A 19,107-nucleotide genomic window follows, 5' to 3' on the forward strand; every position below is an offset into this window, starting at 1 on the left:
GGAAAATAGGAAATGGCAAAGGAAAAATTCGAACGGACCAAGCCGCACGTCAACGTCGGCACCATCGGTCACGTTGACCACGGCAAAACCACCCTGACGGCTGCGATCGCAACCGTTCTGTCGAAGAAATTCGGCGGCGAAGCCAAGGCATACGACCAGATCGACGCGGCTCCGGAAGAGAAGGCACGCGGCATCACCATCAACACCGCGCACGTCGAGTACGAGACCGCCAACCGTCACTACGCGCACGTTGACTGCCCGGGCCACGCCGACTACATCAAGAACATGATTACCGGTGCTGCGCAGATGGACGGCGCGATCCTGGTGTGCTCGGCCGCTGACGGCCCGATGCCGCAGACCCGCGAGCACATCCTGCTGGCGCGTCAGGTTGGCGTTCCTTACATCATCGTGTTCCTGAACAAGTGCGACCTGGTCGACGACGCAGAACTGCTGGAACTGGTCGAAATGGAAGTGCGCGAGCTCCTGTCGAAGTACGAGTTCCCGGGCGACGACCTGCCGATCATCAAGGGTTCGGCTCGTATGGCGCTGGAAGGCGCAGCTGGCGAGATGGGCGAAGACTGCATCATCCGTCTGGCTGACGCACTGGATTCGTACATCCCGACCCCGGAACGTGCCGTTGACGGCGCCTTCCTGATGCCGGTGGAAGACGTGTTCTCGATCTCGGGCCGCGGTACCGTGGTGACCGGTCGTGTCGAGCGCGGCATCATCAAGGTCGGCGAAGAAATCGAAATCGTCGGTATCGTCGACACCGTCAAGACCACCTGCACCGGCGTGGAAATGTTCCGCAAGCTGCTGGACCAGGGTCAAGCTGGCGACAACGTCGGCCTGCTGCTGCGCGGCACCAAGCGTGAAGACGTCCAGCGTGGCCAGGTTCTGGCCAAGCCGGGCTCGATCAAGCCGCACACCGACTTCACCGGCGAAGTGTACGTCCTGTCGAAAGACGAAGGCGGCCGTCACACCCCGTTCTTCAACAACTACCGTCCGCAGTTCTACTTCCGTACGACTGACGTGACCGGTTCGATCGTGCTGCCGGCCGACAAAGAAATGGTCATGCCAGGCGACAACGTGTCGATCACCGTCAAGCTGATCGCTCCGATCGCGATGGAAGAAGGTCTGCGCTTCGCAATCCGCGAAGGCGGCCGTACCGTCGGCGCCGGCGTGGTTGCCAAGATCATCGCCTAATTTCGGTTAGCGAGATCCGCCGGCGGGCGCTGTCCCGCCGGCACAACGGATGGGGACAGACTTTTTGGTCTGTCCCCATCTTTATGAGAGGGTTCGGTGTTATACTCCCGCCTCTTGAGCTGTACCGAAGTACCTTTTACACATTGCCGGCACTAGCCGGAACGTTCTTTTAAAGGAAATAGCATGTCCGCTCCGAACCAGAAAATCCGCATCCGCCTGAAAGCGTTTGACTACAAGCTGATCGACCAGTCCGCACTGGAAATCGTCGACACCGCCAAGCGCACCGGCGCGGTTGTCAAGGGCCCGGTCCCGCTGCCGACCCGTATCCAGCGTTTCGACGTGCTGCGTTCCCCGCACGTGAACAAGACCTCGCGCGACCAGTTCGAAATCCGTACGCACCAGCGTCTGATGGACATCGTGGATCCGACCGACAAGACCGTTGACGCACTGATGAAGCTGGACCTGCCGGCTGGCGTCGACGTCGAAATCAAGCTGCAGTAATTGCTTCCTCTGCCGGCGGATCATTCCGCTGGCGGGTCAGAGGCCGGGAAGTCCGTATGGGCGACCCGGCCTTTGTCGTTTACGGCGCCAGGCTCGTCTCGTTGATGAGTTCGTTAGCCTAAAAACCGTCACCCCGGCGAAGGCCGGGGTCCAAGTTTGCAAGCATCTCGACTGCGTTACTAACTTAGGCACCGGCCTTCGCCGGTGCGACGGTCTCGCTGGCTGCGGCCGGATTCATGCCCTTCCTACTGGAGCACCAGCGCCAGCGCACGCCCCAGCAGGCGGCCGGTCACCACCGTTCCCGCGACAACCAGCGCCATCAGGCTCAGAATGCCCAGCCAGCCAAGCACCGTCGGCTCGGGAGCGCGCCGCGCGGTATCGCGGCCTTGCTGGTCGCCAGGGTCGGACATAAGATCCTCCGCACACGCAAAAATTCATTCTTTCCCATCCCCGCGGCCCACCCTTTGTCCTGAACGAAGCCGGGACTTGATCTGCCGCTCACCACTTGCAGCCGTGGTCCTTCTTGTCGATCAGCGTCGCGATGGGCATGGCGAGCAGCGCCAGCACCCCCATGCCCTGGAAGGCGGTCAGGCAATCGCCCCGCTTGCCGGAATCGAATTTCTCGCGAAAGCGCTTGTGGCCGGGATCGGGCTCGGCGGACATGACGTCGCTCGTACGGCGCACCACTTCCTCGTCGAACTTCATCTCCCGGACCGCGCGACGCATGGCTTCGATATCGAGCTTGTTCTCGGCGGCCGGCGCGTGCTCCCCGGCGGCCGGAGCGGTCCGGGCGGGCGAGGGCGCAGGTTGCGCGAGCGCAGCGGCGCATGTGGCCAGCAGGCAGGCAAAAGCAGCGCAGCGCGAATGGAGACGAGGGGGCATCGGCGTGATGGGAAGTGATTTGTCCTCACTGTAGCCGTTCGGCGCGCGCAGGTGGGCAACACGCACGCTTTTTATGCCAGCAGCATTGTTTCGTCACGAGTGATTGTCCCGGGTACCAGCGGATGGTCTAATCGACCAGTCGCGATCACTGTCCCGCTTTCCCGATCATGTCTTATCTTCGTTTTTTCCGCACGCTGCGCGCCCTGTCCTGGGCCAGGGTCGGCGAGTAACCTCCGTCGCATTTGTGGAGAAACATATGAAAATCGTTAAGACTGCAATTGTCGCAATCTGCGTTTCATTCGTATTGCTCGGTATTGTTTATAACGTCTTTCTTACGCCATTCTCAAACCCAAAACTCGACTTAATACTCTGGGCATTGATTGGACTTGCATTTTTCATTCTGTATGTCATCGGTCGATCAAAGAGGCCATAGCGAGCAGGTGCAAGGTGCAGGGTTGCAGGCAGGGGCCAGATGCGCATGCGTTTTCTCTAGATGGAACGGGATGGTAGGCCCGCAGAGGCGCGGGCCGCGGCGGCATCGAGCCCAGTTCAGACGTTGACGCCGAACGAACGGGCCAGCGGTCCCAGGCCGCCTTTGTAGCCCTGGCCGACCGCGCGGAACTTCCATTCGCCTCCATGCCGGTACAGTTCGCCGAAGATCATCGCGGTCTCGGTAGAGCTGTCCTCGGACAGGTCGTAGCGCGCGATCTCGGTGTCGCCGGTGGCGTTCAGGCAGCGGATGTAGGCCTTGCTGACCATGCCGAAGTTCTGGCGCCGCGCGTCCGCCTCGTGGATGGTGACGCAGAACGAGATTTTGTCGATCTCCGGCGGCACCCGGGCCAGGTCGACCGCGATCTTCTCGTCGTCGCCCGCGCCCATGCCGGTGGTGTTGTCGCCCGCATGGACTACCGAGCCGTCCGCCGACTTCAGGTTGTTGTAGAAGATGAAATCGGTATCCGTACGGACTTTGGCGTCGTTCTTCAGCAGGAAGGCGCTGCCGTCCAGGTCGAATGCCGCGCCATCGGTGGCGCGTGGGTCCCATCCCAGGCCGATGATGACCTTGGTCAGGCCGGGAGCTTCCTTGCTCAGGTTGACGTTGCCGCCTTTTTGCAGACTGATCGCCATACACACTCCTTGTTGGAAAACGGGAAGGTTAAGGCCCACGCACAGCGGGTGATTGAGCGATTGTACACGGCAAAAATGTCACACATTCCATAGTTAGCCGTACATACACATTGCCCGTCTTGTAACATTCGCGTCATAATGCCTATCGGAAAGGGAGGCAGGATGGCAACAATGAAGCAGGTCGCGGAACGGGCAGGGGTATCGACCTCCACCGTCTCGCACGTCATCAACAATACGCGCTCGGTCAGCGACGACGTGCGCAAGCGAGTGCAGGCGGTGATCGAGGAGATGCGCTACATCCCCAGCGCCGTGGCCCGCAGCCTCAAGAACGACAAGACCTACACCATCGGCGTCTCGGTTCCAGATAACACCCACCCAAGCTTTGCCGACCTGCTGCGCGGCATCGAGGACGCTGCCTTCGCCGTCGGCTACAACATCATGCTGTGCAACGGTCACGATGACCCGCAGCGCCAGGCATCCCACCTGCGCGGCCTGATCGAAAAGCGCATCGACGGCCTGGTGCTGGTCGGCGGCAGCACGCGCGACCAGCTGGCGCCGCTGCTGGCCAGCCAGCACCTGCCCATCGTGCTGGCCGACCACGAGGTTCCCGGGCTCGACGCCGATTTCATCGGCCTGGACCATGAGGCCACGGGCTATGCGGCGACTCGCCACCTGATCGAGCTCGGGCACCGGCGCATCGCCTGCCTGGCGGGGCCCGAGGGGCAGCCGGCCGGGCACGAGCGCCTGGCCGGCTGCCGGCGTGCGCTGCGCGAGGCCGGGATTGAACTCGGTGACGCTTATCTGGTGCACGGCGAAGCCGACTGCCAGGGCGGTCACGACGCCCTACGCCGGCTGCTGGCCCTGCCGGTGCCGCCGAGCGCGCTGTTTGCCTGCAATGCCATGCTGGCGCTGGGCGCGCTGTGCGCGGCGCAGGAGGCGGGCCTCGAGCTGCCGGGTCAGCTGTCGGTTACGGGTGGGGACGACCTCGATGCAGCGGCCTTCGCGATGCCGCGCCTGACAACCGTTGCCCAGCCCGTTTACGACATGGGACGGCGACTGGCCGAGCTGCTGTTCCAGCGCATCCGCGGCGAGGGCGGCGCGCGGCGGCACGAACGCCTGCGGGGGCGGCTGCTGGTGCGCCAGTCGACCGCCCATCCGCAGGCGCGGCGGGTATTGGCTGCAGCTTCGTAGCCGGGCGTGTGGTTCCACCCGACATCGCCCTCGCTGACCGACGAGGAACCGTATGCAGCTGAGGAAGTTTTTCCTCACCGCTCTCGCGTTAGCGGCACTGCTGGCTTGTGGCCGATGGGTGTGGCACCAGGTCGGTATCGACCGCTGTCTCGACCACGGCGGCCGTTGGGATGCGCAGCGCAGCGTGTGCGAAGGGGCTCGTGAGGGCGGTTAAGGCAAGCCGGCATACTGCTTCAGCTCGGTATGGATTCACGTCGGGAGAACACATGAGCGATCAAGATTGGACCCCGGTCACGTATGAAAACTGCGGTGAGATAAAAGGTCCCTTTTATCATGGTACCCGCTACCATTTCGAGGTAGGCGACCAGCTGGCGCCGGGCTTCGCATCCAATTATGAAGAAGGCCGTGTCTCCAATAATGTGTATTTCAGTGCATTACTGGAGCCGGCCATCTGGGGTGCGGAACTGGCCGTCGCGCTCGCGGGGGTGGAAGGGACTGGCCACATCTACATTGTCGAACCGGTGGGCGCCTTCGAGGACGATCCCAACCTGACAAACAAGCGTTTTCCCGGGAATCCTACCCGGTCGTACCGCACGCGCGAGCCCCTGAAGATCGTTGGCAAGGTCGACGATTGGCAGGGACACGCGCCGGACGTGTTGCGGGCAATGGTCGACGGGATCAGGGAGAAACAGCGACAGGGCCTGGCGCCGATCGAAGACTAGTCCGGCACTCCGGTCCACGATCTTCCAGGAGCGCCAGTACTGACTTCAGGCTCCCGCCGCCAGCGGCTCGGGCGTGGCGCTCACGATCGTGCCGCGCACCCCATTGCGCCCGCCATGCTTGACCGCATACAGCTGGATGTCGGCAGCCTCGATCAAGGCGTCGAACTTTGGCGGCACGTAGGCATGCAGCGTCGGGATGGAGGCGATGCCGAAGCTGGCGGTCGCGGAAACGTAGGCGCCGCCTCCGATCGCGGTCGGCGTGTTGGCGAAGGCATGGCGGATGCGCTCCGCCAGCGCATGCGCTTCGGGCAGCTCCGCCTGGGGCAGCACCAGCAGGAATTCCTCGCCGCCGTAGCGGATGACGCTGCCGTCCGTCGTCTGCGTCATCGACTGCAGCAGTCCGGCGAACCCGCTCAGGACCTGGTCGCCGGCCGCATGGCCGTAGCTGTCGTTGATCCGCTTGAAATGGTCGATATCGCACAGGATCGCCGACAGCGCCGAGCCGTAGCGGCGCGCGCGCGCCAGTTCGGCGTCCAGCAGGCCGCTCTGCAGGACGCGGCGGTTGTAGCAGCCGGTCAGGGGATCGCGGTCGGCCAGCTGCTGCAGCAGCAGGGAAGAGCGGAATTGCTCGCGCTGCGCGAGATGAAAGCGGCTGGCCGCGATATAGCCGAGGGCATTGCCGAGGATGAGCATCAGCACCAGGGCCAGGATATCGTCCGGGTTCAAGGTGTCCTGGAAAATCAGCATCGCCGCGAACTCCACGCTGGCGCCCACCCCGATCGCGACCGCGTAGACGAAGCGGTTCGGGAAGTTGACGTAGACCGCCATGAGGACCAGCGCGAACGACATGAGGTTCCAGGCCATCGCACTCGGCTGGTACCAGCACAGGATAGGAAACACCACCAGTCCCACGACCAGTACGGTACAGGTGGTCAGGATGGACACCCGCACCGAATCCGGATTGCGGGACACGGCGACATAGCCGCCCAGGGCCGCCACGCCGACCAGCACGCGCAGTGCGACCATGGCCCAGGCGATGGGCGTGATACCCAGGGTGGTGAGATCGGTGACGCCGAACGCGACATAAAAGAATGCCGAAAACAGCAGGCTTGCCTTCAGCTGGGCATTACGCTCAGGCAGAAAATGGCGGAGGAAGCGGTCTTCGAACTCCGGATCCGCAAACTCGGCGCGCCGGCGGTCGATGGTCAGGCGCAGTGGGGACAGGTCTTGGGAAGGCACGTGTGGACGGTCGGCGTGTGGCCGGGGCAGAATCGTTTGGCGGCACGCAGTTCGGCGCGCTTGCTCACATCAACGGTCATTCTAACCCAGGGAAATAGATAAATTGCCAATTAGAAACTGGCAATCTATCAAATTCATCTCACTCGTGGCGCTCCGTATACACCACCCGAATTGCATGCAGTGCGAACTAGGCTGCGACCCGCTCATCCTGGGGTAGAGGGACCGGCAGCACGGCGGGACGGCCTTCCAGGTGGATGGTCTGCGCCGGCAGCGCCAGCCGCACGCCCTGTTCGGCGAGCATGGCCACGATGCGCAAATAGATCTCCTGCTGCACGTCCATGAACACGCGGTAATCGGCACTCTCGACGAAGTACACCACCTCGTAGCTGAACGCCGGCGCCGTCATGCCGTTGAAGTGGGCGCGGTCGAAGCGCACCTGCGGCTGCTCGCTGACGATGGCTTCGACCAGGCCGGGCAGGGCGCGCAGCACCGGTTCGGGCGTGTCGTGGTTCACCGCCAGGTTGAACACCACGCGCCGCGCTTCCATCCGGCGCAGATTGTGGATGCGGCTCTTGAGCAGGGCGGCATTCGAGAACACGATCTGCTCGCCGCCCAGGCTGCGCACCCGCGTGGTCTTGAGGCCGATGTGCTCCACGGTGCCGAGCGCATTGTCGACGATGATGAAGTCGCCGATCACGAAGGGCTTGTCGAGCACGATCGACAGCGAGGCGAACAGGTCGCCCAGGATGCTCTGCACGGCCAGCGCCACCGCGATACCGCCGATACCCAGGCTGGCCACCAGGGTCGTGATATTGACGCCCAGGTTATCGAGGATCATCAGCGCAACCACCGCCCACAGCAGCACGCGCACCAGGAAGCCGATCGCCGCCGACGAGGTGGCGCGGCCCGGATCCTCGGCCTGCTGCGCGCGGGTCGAGGCCAGCCAGCTCTTGACGCCATGGTCGCCCCAGATCGCGCACTGGACCAGCAGGGCGGCCATCGCGGCGCGGCCGACGAACAGCTGGCCGCGTTCCGGCAAGGCCAGCAGGCTGGCGCCGGCGTACAGGCCGAGGATCGCCAGCACCGCCAGGCGGGTGGACGACAGCGCCGCCACCGCCACGCCGCGCGCCCGCGAAGCCCGCTGGGCGGTGAGGCTGCGGATGCGCCGCAGCAGGATGGCCTTGACCGCGTCCAGGCCGGCCGCGACCGCGACGGCGACGGCCAGCGCGATCAGCCAGTCGGTAAGGGAGTTGCCGAGGATGATGTGATTCATTGATGTGCTTCCTTGGAGTCGGCGGCGCGTCGCTGCGCCGGGGAGAGGGGAGGGCCGCACCCAGACGAACGCTCAAGGCCGCCCGTGATGCATTTGTACAATAGCATTTCGTTTCGGCATCAACAACCCGCGCACGATTGCCACGCCGACAGCGATTTGTCGAAAAATCGCCGCAGGCTGAAAAAAGCTATTGCAAAACTTCAAGCAAGCTTCGTATAATGCGGCTCCCCGGGCGGTTAGTTCAGCTGGTTAGAATACTTGGTCGACATCCAAGGGGTCGCAGGTTCGAATCCTGCACCGCCCACCAGACTTCCAGATCGCAAGTCCCCGAGACTTGCAGAGAAAAGGCGCAGCGGTGTGCCTTTTCTGTGCCGTTCAGCTAGAACGGATTCCTCGCTCTCTCCATTATGCGAAAAACGCAACAGAGCCGGCTACACGCCCGATTCTTCTGTTGCGCCGTCGTCGTTTGCACGCTATACTAGCCGGCTTCGGTATGGGTCTATCTTTTTTGACCCATATTTTTTAGTAGTTCAACTACCCCCGCCCAATCGTAGGTGGGAATGGAGAAAAAATGAGCCTGGGCCTTCTCGGTCGCAAGGTTGGCATGATGCGTATCTTTACGGATGACGGCGATTCGATCCCTGTCACCGTCCTGGACGTGTCGAACAACCGTGTTGCGCAAGTCAAAACTCCTGAAACTGACGGTTATACCGCTGTTCAGGTCGTCTTCGGTCAGCGTCGCGCTTCCCGCGTGAACAAGGCCGCCGCCGGTCACTACGCCAAAGCTGGCGTCGAAGCCGGTACGATGCTGAAGGAATTCCGCATCGATTCCACCAAAGCCGCTGAACTCAAAGCCGGCGACACCATCAATGCTTCGATGTTCGAAGTGGGCCAGAAAATCGACGTGCAAGGCACCTCGATCGGTAAGGGCTACGCCGGTACCATCAAGCGTTACAACTTCTCGTCGGGTCGTCAGACCCACGGTAACTCGCGTTCGCACAACGTTCCTGGCTCCATCGGTATGGCCCAGGATCCGGGCCGCGTGTTCCCGGGTAAGCGCATGACCGGTCACATGGGCGACGTTACCGTCACCACCCAGAACCTGGAAATCGCCCGCATCGACGCTGAGCGTCAACTGCTGATGGTCAAAGGTGCCGTTCCTGGCGCCAAGAACGGCCAAGTGGTTGTCAAGCCGGCTGTCAAAACCAAAGCCAAGAAAGGAGCTTAAATATGGAACTTCAGCTCCTGAATGAGCAAGGTCAAGCTGGCGCAGGCGTTGCAGCTGCCGACACCGTGTTCGGCCGCGAATACAACGAAGCCCTGATCCACCAGATCGTGGTCGCTTACGCCGCCAACGCACGTAGCGGCAACCGCAAGCAGAAAGACCGCGAAGAAGTCAGCCACACCACGAAGAAGCCATGGCGCCAGAAGGGCACCGGCCGCGCTCGTGCTGGTATGTCGTCGTCGCCTCTGTGGCGCGGCGGTGGTCGTATCTTCCCGAACACCCCGGACGAGAACTTCTCGCACAAGGTCAACAAGAAGATGTTCCGTGCAGGTATCTGCTCGATCTTCTCGCAGCTGGCCCGCGAAGGCCGCCTGAACGTGGTTGAGAACCTGTCGATCGAAGCTCCGAAGACCAAGCTGCTGTCGCAAAAGCTGCAGGGCATGGGCCTGGAATCGGTCCTCGTGATCACCGACACCATCGACGAAAACCTGCTGCTCGCCTCGCGCAACCTGCCGAACGTGCTGGTCGTCGAGCCGAAGGCTGCTGACCCGATGTCGCTGGTGTTCTACAAGAAAGTCCTGGTCACCAAAGCTGCTCTGGCCAAGATCGAGGAGATGTACGCATGAGCGCCGCAATCAAATTTAGCGAAGAGCGCCTGATGAAGGTGCTGCTGGCTCCGATCATTTCCGAAAAGGCGACCTTTGTCGCGGAAAAGAACGAGCAGATCGTGTTCAAGGTTCTGCCGGACGCGACCAAGCCAGAAATCAAGGCTGCCGTCGAGCTGCTGTTCAAGGTCGAAGTGGAATCGGTGCAAACCGTGAACCGCGAAGGCAAGCAGAAGCGCTCGGGCCGTTTCAACGGCCGCCGCAACCACACCAAGCGTGCTTTCGTGTGCCTGAAGCCAGGCCAGGAAATCAATTTTGTCGAGGAGGCTAAATAATGGCACTCGTTAAGATGAAGCCAACCTCCCCAGGCCGTCGCGGCATGGTGAAAGTTGTGACCGAAGGCCTGTACAAAGGCCGTCCGTTCGCAGCCCTGGTTGAAAAGAAATCGAAGACTGCTGGCCGTAACAACAACGGTCACATCACCACCCGCCACATCGGCGGTGGCCACAAGCAGCACTACCGCCTGGTTGACTTCAAGCGCAACAAGGACGGCATCCCTGCCAAGGTCGAGCGTATCGAATACGACCCGAACCGTACCGCGCACATCGCTCTGCTGTGCTACGCCGACGGTCACCGTGCGTACATCATCGCCACCAAGGGCATGGCTGTGGGCGACACCGTCATGAACGGCGCGGAAGCACCGATCAAGGCCGGTAACTGCCTGCCGATCCGCAACATCCCGGTTGGTACCGTGATGAACTGCGTCGAAATGCTGCCGGGTAAAGGCGCACAGATGGCCCGCACCGCCGGCGCCGCTGTCGTCCTGATGGCGCGTGAAGGCACCTACGCCCAGGTTCGCCTGCGCTCGGGTGAAGTCCGTCGCGTGCACATCGAGTGCCGTGCAACCGTGGGTGAAGTCGGCAACGCCGAGCACAGCCTGCGCAAGATCGGTAAAGCCGGTGCGATGCGTTGGCGCGGTGTGCGTCCGACCGTCCGCGGTGTCGTCATGAACCCGATCGACCACCCGCACGGTGGTGGTGAAGGCCGTACGGCAGCAGGTCGCCATCCGGTGTCGCCATGGGGCCAGCAGACCAAGGGCAAGAAGACGCGTTCGAACAAGCGCACTTCGTCGATGATCGTCTCGCGCCGCGGCAAGAAATAAGGGATAAAACATGACTCGTTCATTGAAAAAAGGGCCGTTCATTGACGCCCACCTGGTGAAAAAAGTCGAAGCCGCGCAAGCGACCAAAGACAAGAAGCCAGTCAAAACCTGGTCGCGCCGCTCGACGATCACCCCGGACTTCATCGGTCTGACGATCGCTGTCCACAACGGCAAGCTGCACGTGCCGGTGTACGTCTCGGAGAACATGGTCGGCCACAAGCTCGGCGAATTCGCGCTGACCCGTACGTTCAAGGGCCACGCCGCTGACAAGAAGGCGAAAAAATAATGGAAACTAAAGCTATCCTCAAAGGCGTGCGCCTGTCGGAACAGAAGGGCCGCCTGGTTGCTGACCTGATCCGTGGCAAGAAAGTTGACGCAGCACTCAACATTCTGCAGTTCAGCCCGAAGAAGGGCGCGACCATCATCAAGAAGGTTCTCGAGTCGGCAATCGCCAACGCGGAACACAACGATGGCGCGGACATCGACGAGCTGAAGGTCACCCAGATCTACGTCGAAAAGGGCCCGATCCTGAAGCGCTTCACCGCACGTGCGAAGGGCCGCGGCGATCGCATTTCGAAACAATCCTGTCACATCTACGTGACTGTCGGTAACTAAGGGGTCATACGATGGGTCAGAAAATCCACCCAACCGGCTTCCGCCTGGCGGTCACCCGTAACTGGGCATCGCGTTGGTACGCTGGCAACGGCAACTTCGCCGAAATGCTGAAGGAAGACCTGGAAGCGCGCGCTTTCCTGAAAAAGAAGCTGAAGAACGCTTCGGTCGGCCGTATCGTCATCGAGCGTCCTGCCAAGAACGCACGCTTCACGATCTACTCGTCGCGTCCTGGCGTCGTGATCGGCAAGAAGGGCGAAGACATCGAAGTGCTGAAGTCGTCGCTGACGAAGATCATGGGCGTGCCTGTGCACGTCAATATCGAAGAGATCCGCAAGCCGGAAATCGACTCGCAGCTGATCGCCGACTCGATCTCGCAGCAGCTCGAAAAGCGCATCATGTTCCGCCGCGCGATGAAGCGCGCCATGCAGAACGCAATGCGCCTGGGCGCTGTCGGCATCAAGATCATGTCGTCGGGCCGCCTGAACGGCATCGAGATCGCACGTACCGAATGGTACCGCGAAGGCCGTGTGCCTCTGCACACCCTGCGCGCCGATATCGACTACGGCACCAGCGAAGCATCGACCACCTACGGCATCATCGGCGTCAAGGTCTGGGTCTACAAGGGCGATCGTTCGGCAACGGGCGAAGCACCTGTGATCGACGTGCCGGCCGACGAGAAGAAGCCACGCGGCCCGCGTCGCGATGATGGCAAGCCGGGCGGCCGTCCGCGCCCAGGCGCCAAACCAGGAGCCGCTCCAGCAGGTCGTCGCGCCGCTGCCAAGCCGGCTGAGAAAGCAGGAGAATAAAGATGCTGCAGCCATCCCGCAGAAAGTATCGTAAAGAGCAGAAGGGCCGTAACACCGGCATTTCGCACACCCGCGGCACCGCTGTGTCGTTCGGCGAATTCGGCCTGAAGGCAGTTGCCCGCGGCCGTATCACCGCACGCCAGATCGAAGCAGCCCGTCGTGCGATGACCCGTCACATCAAGCGTGGCGGCCGTATCTGGATCCGTATCTTCCCGGACAAGCCGATCTCGAACAAGCCGGCTGAAGTCCGTATGGGTAACGGTAAGGGTAACCCGGAGTACTACGTCGCTGAAATCCAGCCAGGCAAAGTCCTGTACGAGATGGACGGCGTCGCAGAAGAACTGGCGCGCGAAGCGTTCCGCCTGGCCGCTGCCAAACTGCCGCTGGCAACCACCTTCGTGGTGCGCCAAGTCGGCCAATAACAGGAGTTGAATATGAAAGCATCGGAACTCCGCGGCAAAGACCAGGACGCCCTGCAGAAGGAGCTGAATGAGCTGCTGAAGGCCCAGTTCGGCCTGCGCATGCAGCTGGCTACCCAGCAGCTGGCGAACACCGCGCAGCTCAAGAAAGTACGTCGCGATATCGCGCGTGTGAAGACTGTGATGAACTCGAAGGAAGCCAAATGAACGACACCACTAAAACGGCGCTGAAGCGTACGCTGGTCGGCAAGGTCGTGTCCGACAAAATGGACAAGACGGTGACCGTCCTGATCGAGCGTCACGTCAAGCACCCGCTGTATGGCAAGATCATCGTGCGCTCGAACAAGTACCACGCGCACGACGAGACCAACCAGGTCAAGACCGGCGACACGGTCGAGATCACGGAAGGTCGCCCGATCTCGAAGACGAAGGCCTGGACCGTGACCCGTGTTGTGCAACAAGCACAGGTCATCTAAGCCTTAAAATTTGTCTTGCGTGGCCCGCTGGTATCTGGGATACTAGCGGGCTTCGTTCATGTGTTGCCGCAGTATGTCCCCGCGATGTCGGCGGCCTGTGTAGCGAAAGTTATTGGAAAGTCCAATCACCCAAACGTCATGCTCCAGCAGGGGCGTGCCGACGGGACCAAGACTGACCGCAGGCCCACGGTTTTCCGTGGGGTTTTCTACGGCTTAAGTTGGGAAAGAAAATACTATGATTCAAACCGAAAGCCGGCTCGAAGTAGCCGACAACACCGGTGCCAAGGAAGTTCTGTGCATCAAGGTGTTGGGCGGCTCGAAACGCCGTTATGCGAGCATTGGCGACATCATCAAGGTCACCGTCAAGGTGGCTGCGCCGCGTGGTCGCGTCAAAAAAGGTGAAATTTACAACGCCGTGGTTGTGCGTACCGCCAAAGGTGTGCGCCGCCAGGACGGTTCCCTGGTCAAGTTCGACGGCAACGCCGCTGTCCTCCTGAACAGCAAGCTGGAGCCGATCGGTACCCGTATCTTCGGACCGGTGACGCGCGAGCTGCGTACCGAGAAGTTCATGAAGATCGTGTCCCTGGCACCTGAAGTTCTGTAAGGAGTCGCAATGGATAAGATTCGTAAAAACGACGAAGTCATCGTTCTGGCCGGTAAAGACAAGGGCAAGCGTGGCGTCGTTCAGAAGCGTGTAGACGCTGAACACGTCATCGTCGAAGGCGTCAACGTCGCCAAGAAAGCGACCAAGCCGAACCCGATGACCGGTAACACTGGTGGTATCGTCGACAAGACTATGCCGATTCACGTCTCGAACGTCGCGCTGTTCAACGCAGCGACCGGCAAGGCGGATCGCGTTGGCTTCAAGGATGTGGATGGCAAGAAAGTCCGCGTCTTCAAGTCGAACGGCGAAGTAGTGAAGGGGTAAGAACAATGGCCCGTCTCCAACAAATTTACAAAGACAAAGTCGTCGCCGAGCTGACCGAGAAATTCGGTTACAAGTCGATCATGGAAGTCCCGCGCCTGACCAAGATCACCCTGAACATGGGTCTGTCGGAAGCTGTCGCCGACAAGAAGGTCATCGAGCACGCCACTGGCGACCTGACCAAGATCGCCGGCCAGAAGCCGGTCGTGACCAAGGCTCGCAAGGCAATCGCAGGCTTCAAGATCCGCGAAGGCTACCCGATCGGTACCATGGTGACCCTGCGCGGTAACCGCATGTACGAATTCCTGGACCGCTTCATCACCGTGGCCCTGCCGCGCGTGCGTGACTTCCGTGGCGTGAATGGCAAATCGTTCGATGGCCGTGGTAACTACAACATCGGCGTCAAAGAGCAGATCATCTTCCCGGAAATCGATTACGACAAGATCGATGCGCTGCGTGGCATGAACATCTCGATCACCACCACCGCTAAGACCGACGAAGAAGCCAAAGCGCTGCTCGCCGCCTTCAAATTCCCGTTCAGGAACTAAGAGCATGGCAAAACTTGCACTGATTAACCGCGAACAGAAGCGTGCAGACCTGGTGGAGAAATTCGCCGCAAAGCGTGCCGCTCTGAAAGCGATCATCGACGACCAATCGAAGTCGGAAGAAGAACGTTACGAAGCTCGCCTGAAACTGCAGGCCCTGCCGCGCAACTCGGCCCCGACCCGCCAGCGTAACCGCTGCGCAATGACCGGCCGTCCACGTGGTACTTTCCGTAAATTCGGTCTGGCCCGCACCAAACTCCGCGAATTCGCCATGAAAGGCGAAATCCCGGGTATGACCAAAGCTAGCTGGTAATAGGAGAATAAGCAATGAGTATGAGCGATCCTATCGCCGATATGCTGACCCGCATCCGCAACGCACAAACTGTCCAGAAAACCACGGTCGCTATGCCGTCGTCGAAAGTCAAGGTTGCGATCGCCAACGTCCTGAAGGACGAGGGTTACATTGAAGATTTCGCCGTGTCCACCGAAGGTGGCAAGGCTGAACTGAAAATCGGTTTGAAGTATTACACCGGCCGTCCGGTCATCGAGCGCATCGAGCGCGTGTCCCGTCCTGGCCTGCGCGTCTACAAGGGCAAGAACGAAATCCCGTCGGTCATGAATGGCCTGGGCGTGGCAATCGTCTCGACCCCGCAAGGCGTGATGACCGACCGCAAAGCACGTGCTACCGGCGTCGGTGGCGAAGTGCTGTGCTACGTGGCTTAAGGAGTAGACATGTCTCGAGTAGCTAAGATGCCAATCGCCGTCCCGGCAGGTACCGATGTCGCGATCAACGCGTCGTCGATCACCGTCAAGGGCCCGCTCGGCACCCTGACCCAGCCGCTGAACGGCCTGGTCAAAGTGGAAAACAACAACGGCACGCTGACCTTCGACGTGGTGGACGATTCGCGTGAATCGAACGCCATGTCGGGCACCCTGCGCGCCCTGGTCAACAACATGGTTACCGGCGTCACCAAGGGCTTCGAGAAGAAGCTGAACCTGGTGGGCGTGGGCTACAAGGCAGCAGTGCAGGGCAACGCCCTGAACCTGTCGCTGGGCTTCTCGCACCCGGTGCTGCACGCGATGCCGGAAGGCGTCACTGCCGTCACCCCGACCCCGACCGAAATCCTGATCAAGGGTATCGATCGTCAAAAGGTCGGCCAGGTCGCCGCAGAAGTGCGCGCTTACCGCTCGCCTGAGCCTTACAAGGGCAAGGGTGTCCGTTATTCGGACGAAGTGGTGAAGCTTAAAGAAACCAAGAAGAAATAATCGGAGCTGACGATGGACAAGAAAGAATCGCGTCTGCGTCGCGGACGTCAAACCCGCATCAAGATCGCCCAGCTGGGCGTGAACCGTCTGTCGGTTCACCGCACCAACCTGCACATCTATGCGAACCTGATCAGCCCGGACGCAAAGGTGCTGGTGTCGGCTTCGACGCTGGAAGCAGAAGTGCGCGCCGAACTGGCCGGCAAGACCGGTGGCGGCGGCAACGCTGCCGCGGCTGCCCTGGTTGGCAAGCGCGTCGCCGAGAAGGCACTGAAAGCAGGAATCACCGAAGTTGCGTTCGACCGCTCGGGTTTCCGTTACCACGGCCGTGTGAAGGCGCTGGCAGAAGCCGCGCGTGAAGCCGGTCTGAAGTTCTAAGGAAGAATCGTCATGGCAAAAATGCAAGCGAAAATGGCAAGCGACAAGCCGGATGATGGCATGCGCGAGAAAATGATCGCGATCAACCGCGTGACCAAAGTGGTCAAGGGTGGTCGTATCATGGGTTTTGCAGCGCTGACCGTTGTCGGTGACGGCGATGGCCGCATCGGCATGGGCAAGGGCAAGTCGAAGGAAGTTCCTGTCGGCGTGCAAAAAGCGATGGAAGAAGCCCGCCGCAACCTGATCAAGGTGCCCCTCAAGAACGGTACGCTGCACCACACCGTTACCGGTCGTCACGGCGCCTCGCGCGTCATGATGTCGCCGGCCAAGCCGGGTACCGGCGTGATCGCTGGTGGCGCAATGCGCGCTATCTTCGAGGTGATGGGCGTGACCGACGTGGTCGCCAAGTCGACCGGTTCGTCGAACCCGTACAACCTGGTTCGCGCTACCCTCGACGGTCTGGCAAAAATGAGCACTCCGGCTGACATCGCTGCCAAGCGCGGCAAGTCGGTTGAAGACATCCTGGGTTAAGGGGAACAAACATGGCAAACACTGTCAAAGTCAAGCTCGTCAAGGGCCTGATCGGTACCCGTCAGGATCACCGTGCCACCGTGCGCGGCCTGGGTCTGCGTCGTGTCAACTCGGTCTCCGAGCTGCAGGACACCCCGTCCGTGCGTGGCATGATCAACAAAGTCGCGTACCTCGTTAAAGTTGTTTCGTAAGCCGCGGCTTACGTACGGAGAAATCAATGGAACTCAATACCATTCAACCAGCTGACGGCGCCAAGCACGCGAAGCGTCGCGTTGGCCGCGGTATCGGCTCGGGCCTGGGCAAGACTGCCGGCCGCGGTCACAAGGGTCAGAAATCGCGTTCGGGCGGCTTCCACAAAGTCGGCTTCGAAGGCGGCCAGATGCCTCTGCAGCGTCGTCTGCCGAAGCGCGGCTTCAAATCGCTGAACGCCTCGTTCAAGGCTGAAGTGCGTCTGTCGGACCTGAACACCCTGGCTGTCGGCGACGTCGACATCCTGGTGCTCAAGCAGGCAGGCATCCTGCCGGTCGTGGCACGTGACGTGCGCGTCATCCTGTCCGGCGAGATCACCAAAGCGGTGAACCTCAAGGGCCTGAAAGCGACCGCCGGCGCGAAAGCGGCGATCGAAGCAGCTGGCGGTTCGGTCGCTTAATTGCGGCCTGCCTGATCGGAGCAAAAATTGGCGACTAATTCACAACTTGGTAAAAGCGCCGCTTCCGGCTTCCCCTGGGGCCGGCTGTGGTTTTTGCTTGGCGCATTGGTCGTGTACCGCATCGGTGCTCACATCCCGGTCCCCGGGATTGACCCGGTGCAGCTCGCGTCGCTGTTCAAGCAGAACGAGGGCGGCATCCTGGGCATGTTCAACATGTTCTCGGGCGGCGCCTTGTCCCGCTTTACCGTGTTCGCTCTCGGCATCATGCCTTACATTTCGGCTTCGATCATCATGCAGCTCGCATCGATCGTCTCGCCGCAACTGGAGGCGCTGAAGAAGGAAGGCGAAGCCGGCCGCCGCAAGATCACCCAGTACACCCGTTACTTCACGGTTGCACTGGCGTTGTTCCAGGCGTTCGGTATCGCGGTCGCGCTCGAGGCGCAGCCGGGACTGGTGCTCGATCCGGGCATCGGCTTCCGCTTCGTCACCGTCACGACCCTTCTGACCGGCACCATGTTCCTCATGTGGCTGGGCGAGCAGATCACCGAACGCGGTCTCGGCAACGGCATCTCGATCATCATCTTTGCCGGTATCGCAGCGGGTCTGCCTTCGGCCATGGGCGGCTTGTTCACCCTGGTGTCGAACGGTTCGATCGGCAGCTTCTCGGCGATCCTGATCGTCGCGCTGGTGGTGGCAGTGACTTATGGCGTGGTGTTCGTTGAACGCGGCCAGCGCAAGATCCTGGTCAACTACGCCAAGCGCCAGGTCGGCAACAAGATCTACGGTGGCCAAACCAGCCACCTGCCCTTGAAGCTGAACATGGCAGGCGTGATCCCGCCGATCTTCGCTTCGTCGATCATCCTGTTCCCGGCAACGATCGTCGACTGGTTCACGCGCGGCAAGGACTCCAGCAGCCCGGTCATCGGGTTCCTGAAGGACCTGGCAGCGTCGATGGGACCAGGCGAGCCGATCCACGCGTTGCTGTATGCGGTGGCGATCGTGTTCTTCTGCTTCTTCTATACCGCGCTGGTATTCAACAGCAAGGAAACGGCGGACAACTTGAAGAAGAGCGGTGCATTCGTTCCGGGCATCCGTCCGGGCGAGCAGACTGCCCGCTACATCGACAAGATCCTGATGCGCCTGACCCTGGCTGGTGCGGTCTACATCACCCTGGTGTGCCTGGTGCCGGAGTTCATGACTGCCCAGTGGAAGGTTCCCTTCTACTTCGGCGGCACGTCGCTCCTGATCATCGTGGTGGTGACGATGGACTTCATGGCACAAGTGCAGAACTACGTCATGTCGCAGCAATATGAATCGCTGCTGCGCAAGGCGAATTTCAAGGGTGGAATTCCGACGCGATAAGCGGGGAGTG

At 61.0% G+C, this 19,107-nt stretch carries 30 protein-coding genes and 1 tRNA gene; 26 read left to right on the top strand and 5 right to left on the bottom strand.

The features are described from left to right. Positions 1-12 precede the first annotated feature (12 nt). Both tuf and rpsJ read left to right on the top strand, forming a co-directional pair. A complete protein-coding gene (tuf, locus tag KBW95_RS02050) occupies positions 13-1,203 on the top strand; it encodes an elongation factor Tu (protein ID WP_211527338.1) in 1,191 nt (396 codons plus the stop codon). Between the two features lie 183 nt (positions 1,204-1,386). Beyond that, entirely contained in the window at positions 1,387-1,704 is a 318-nt protein-coding gene (gene rpsJ / locus KBW95_RS02055) for a 30S ribosomal protein S10 (protein ID WP_005663509.1), read from the top strand. Between the two features lie 245 nt (positions 1,705-1,949). Here the strand turns inward: rpsJ and KBW95_RS02060 are convergent, their stop codons facing one another. The 3 genes from KBW95_RS02060 to KBW95_RS02070 form a co-directional block, all read right to left on the bottom strand. Beyond that, positions 1,950-2,114, bottom strand: coding sequence for a hypothetical protein (locus KBW95_RS02060; protein ID WP_211526675.1), 165 nt, complete (start codon positions 2,112-2,114; stop codon positions 1,950-1,952). 88 nt (positions 2,115-2,202) lie between these two features. Beyond that, positions 2,203-2,652, bottom strand: a complete 450-nt coding sequence (locus KBW95_RS02065; protein ID WP_211527369.1) for a hypothetical protein — start codon at positions 2,650-2,652, stop codon at positions 2,203-2,205. Between the two features lie 483 nt (positions 2,653-3,135). Next, positions 3,136-3,711, bottom strand: coding sequence for a TerD family protein (locus KBW95_RS02070; RefSeq protein ID WP_211527370.1), 576 nt, complete (start codon positions 3,709-3,711; stop codon positions 3,136-3,138). Positions 3,712-3,873: 162 nt separating this feature from the next. Between KBW95_RS02070 and KBW95_RS02075 the strand changes: the two genes are divergently transcribed. Next, positions 3,874-4,902 carry a LacI family DNA-binding transcriptional regulator gene (locus KBW95_RS02075; protein ID WP_229429487.1) on the top strand — a complete coding sequence of 343 codons (1,029 nt, stop codon included), beginning with the start codon at positions 3,874-3,876 and terminating at the stop codon, positions 4,900-4,902. 266 nt (positions 4,903-5,168) lie between these two features. Beyond that, the gene (gene arr / locus KBW95_RS02080; RefSeq protein WP_211527371.1) at positions 5,169-5,624 is read left to right on the top strand and encodes an NAD(+)--rifampin ADP-ribosyltransferase; all 456 of its coding nucleotides are present in this window, start codon (positions 5,169-5,171) and stop codon (positions 5,622-5,624) included. 45 nt (positions 5,625-5,669) lie between these two features. On the opposite strand, the gene KBW95_RS24475 is transcribed toward arr, so the two are convergent. Further along, positions 5,670-6,863: a GGDEF domain-containing protein gene (locus tag KBW95_RS24475; protein WP_211527372.1), complete on the bottom strand. Its 1,194-nt coding sequence runs from the start codon at positions 6,861-6,863 to the stop codon at positions 5,670-5,672. 187 nt (positions 6,864-7,050) lie between these two features. Continuing rightward, positions 7,051-8,136, bottom strand: a complete 1,086-nt coding sequence (locus KBW95_RS02090) for a mechanosensitive ion channel family protein (RefSeq protein WP_211527373.1) — start codon at positions 8,134-8,136, stop codon at positions 7,051-7,053. A gap of 230 nt (positions 8,137-8,366) precedes the next feature. Here KBW95_RS02090 and KBW95_RS02095 point away from each other — a divergent pair. The 22 genes from KBW95_RS02095 to secY all read left to right on the top strand — a co-directional run bounded on the left by KBW95_RS02095 (position 8,367) and on the right by secY (position 19,097). Beyond that, positions 8,367-8,443 (top strand) — tRNA-Val (locus KBW95_RS02095). A gap of 264 nt (positions 8,444-8,707) precedes the next feature. Beyond that, positions 8,708-9,364 (top strand): 50S ribosomal protein L3, encoded by a 657-nt coding sequence (rplC, locus tag KBW95_RS02100; protein WP_211519070.1) that lies wholly within the window; start codon positions 8,708-8,710, stop codon positions 9,362-9,364. 2 nt (positions 9,365-9,366) lie between these two features. After that, complete coding sequence (gene rplD, locus KBW95_RS02105) at positions 9,367-9,987, top strand: 50S ribosomal protein L4 (protein ID WP_211519069.1); 621 nt, start codon at positions 9,367-9,369, stop codon at positions 9,985-9,987. Beyond that, on the top strand, positions 9,984-10,301 hold the full coding sequence (gene rplW, locus KBW95_RS02110; RefSeq protein ID WP_211519068.1) for a 50S ribosomal protein L23: 318 nt from the start codon (positions 9,984-9,986) through the stop codon (positions 10,299-10,301). The genes rplD and rplW overlap by 4 nt, the downstream gene beginning before the upstream one ends. Continuing rightward, entirely contained in the window at positions 10,301-11,128 is an 828-nt protein-coding gene (rplB, locus tag KBW95_RS02115) for a 50S ribosomal protein L2 (protein WP_211527374.1), read from the top strand. The genes rplW and rplB overlap by 1 nt, the downstream gene beginning before the upstream one ends. A 10-nt stretch (positions 11,129-11,138) precedes the next feature. Further along, the gene (gene rpsS / locus KBW95_RS02120; protein ID WP_026354942.1) at positions 11,139-11,414 is read left to right on the top strand and encodes a 30S ribosomal protein S19; all 276 of its coding nucleotides are present in this window, start codon (positions 11,139-11,141) and stop codon (positions 11,412-11,414) included. Next, positions 11,411-11,743 carry a 50S ribosomal protein L22 gene (gene rplV, locus KBW95_RS02125; protein ID WP_174348348.1) on the top strand — a complete coding sequence of 111 codons (333 nt, stop codon included), beginning with the start codon at positions 11,411-11,413 and terminating at the stop codon, positions 11,741-11,743. The genes rpsS and rplV overlap by 4 nt, the downstream gene beginning before the upstream one ends. Positions 11,744-11,754: 11 nt before the next feature. Continuing rightward, a complete protein-coding gene (gene rpsC / locus KBW95_RS02130) occupies positions 11,755-12,549 on the top strand; it encodes a 30S ribosomal protein S3 (protein WP_211526680.1) in 795 nt (264 codons plus the stop codon). Positions 12,550-12,551: 2 nt separating this feature from the next. Next, on the top strand, positions 12,552-12,971 hold the full coding sequence (gene rplP, locus KBW95_RS02135; protein ID WP_005663456.1) for a 50S ribosomal protein L16: 420 nt from the start codon (positions 12,552-12,554) through the stop codon (positions 12,969-12,971). Positions 12,972-12,983: 12 nt separating this feature from the next. Beyond that, positions 12,984-13,175 carry a 50S ribosomal protein L29 gene (gene rpmC / locus KBW95_RS02140; protein ID WP_211519065.1) on the top strand — a complete coding sequence of 64 codons (192 nt, stop codon included), beginning with the start codon at positions 12,984-12,986 and terminating at the stop codon, positions 13,173-13,175. Then, positions 13,172-13,444, top strand: a complete 273-nt coding sequence (rpsQ, locus tag KBW95_RS02145) for a 30S ribosomal protein S17 (protein ID WP_027867253.1) — start codon at positions 13,172-13,174, stop codon at positions 13,442-13,444. Before rpmC ends, rpsQ begins: the two co-directional genes overlap by 4 nt. A 235-nt stretch (positions 13,445-13,679) precedes the next feature. Then, positions 13,680-14,048, top strand: a complete 369-nt coding sequence (gene rplN / locus KBW95_RS02150; RefSeq protein WP_211519064.1) for a 50S ribosomal protein L14 — start codon at positions 13,680-13,682, stop codon at positions 14,046-14,048. A 9-nt stretch (positions 14,049-14,057) separates the two neighbouring features. Next, on the top strand, positions 14,058-14,372 hold the full coding sequence (gene rplX, locus KBW95_RS02155; RefSeq protein ID WP_211519063.1) for a 50S ribosomal protein L24: 315 nt from the start codon (positions 14,058-14,060) through the stop codon (positions 14,370-14,372). Positions 14,373-14,377: 5 nt separating this feature from the next. Continuing rightward, complete coding sequence (rplE, locus tag KBW95_RS02160; protein WP_036208953.1) at positions 14,378-14,917, top strand: 50S ribosomal protein L5; 540 nt, start codon at positions 14,378-14,380, stop codon at positions 14,915-14,917. Positions 14,918-14,921: 4 nt separating this feature from the next. Further along, positions 14,922-15,227, top strand: a complete 306-nt coding sequence (gene rpsN / locus KBW95_RS02165) for a 30S ribosomal protein S14 (RefSeq protein ID WP_005663444.1) — start codon at positions 14,922-14,924, stop codon at positions 15,225-15,227. Positions 15,228-15,241: 14 nt separating this feature from the next. After that, positions 15,242-15,637, top strand: a complete 396-nt coding sequence (rpsH, locus tag KBW95_RS02170; protein ID WP_211526681.1) for a 30S ribosomal protein S8 — start codon at positions 15,242-15,244, stop codon at positions 15,635-15,637. A 9-nt stretch (positions 15,638-15,646) separates the two neighbouring features. After that, positions 15,647-16,180 (top strand): 50S ribosomal protein L6, encoded by a 534-nt coding sequence (gene rplF, locus KBW95_RS02175; protein WP_211519059.1) that lies wholly within the window; start codon positions 15,647-15,649, stop codon positions 16,178-16,180. A 12-nt stretch (positions 16,181-16,192) separates the two neighbouring features. Next, positions 16,193-16,555, top strand: a complete 363-nt coding sequence (rplR, locus tag KBW95_RS02180; RefSeq protein ID WP_020655691.1) for a 50S ribosomal protein L18 — start codon at positions 16,193-16,195, stop codon at positions 16,553-16,555. A gap of 12 nt (positions 16,556-16,567) precedes the next feature. Next, positions 16,568-17,086: a 30S ribosomal protein S5 gene (gene rpsE, locus KBW95_RS02185; RefSeq protein ID WP_026354944.1), complete on the top strand. Its 519-nt coding sequence runs from the start codon at positions 16,568-16,570 to the stop codon at positions 17,084-17,086. 11 nt (positions 17,087-17,097) lie between these two features. Next, positions 17,098-17,277 (top strand): 50S ribosomal protein L30, encoded by a 180-nt coding sequence (rpmD, locus tag KBW95_RS02190; protein WP_036246278.1) that lies wholly within the window; start codon positions 17,098-17,100, stop codon positions 17,275-17,277. Between the two features lie 26 nt (positions 17,278-17,303). Then, positions 17,304-17,735 (top strand): 50S ribosomal protein L15, encoded by a 432-nt coding sequence (gene rplO, locus KBW95_RS02195; RefSeq protein ID WP_211526682.1) that lies wholly within the window; start codon positions 17,304-17,306, stop codon positions 17,733-17,735. 27 nt (positions 17,736-17,762) lie between these two features. Next, positions 17,763-19,097: a preprotein translocase subunit SecY gene (gene secY, locus KBW95_RS02200; protein ID WP_211526683.1), complete on the top strand. Its 1,335-nt coding sequence runs from the start codon at positions 17,763-17,765 to the stop codon at positions 19,095-19,097. Positions 19,098-19,107 lie beyond the last annotated feature (10 nt).

This window comes from Massilia sp. ZL223 (assembly GCF_018119395.1).
GTDB lineage: Bacteria > Pseudomonadota > Gammaproteobacteria > Burkholderiales > Burkholderiaceae_D > Telluria.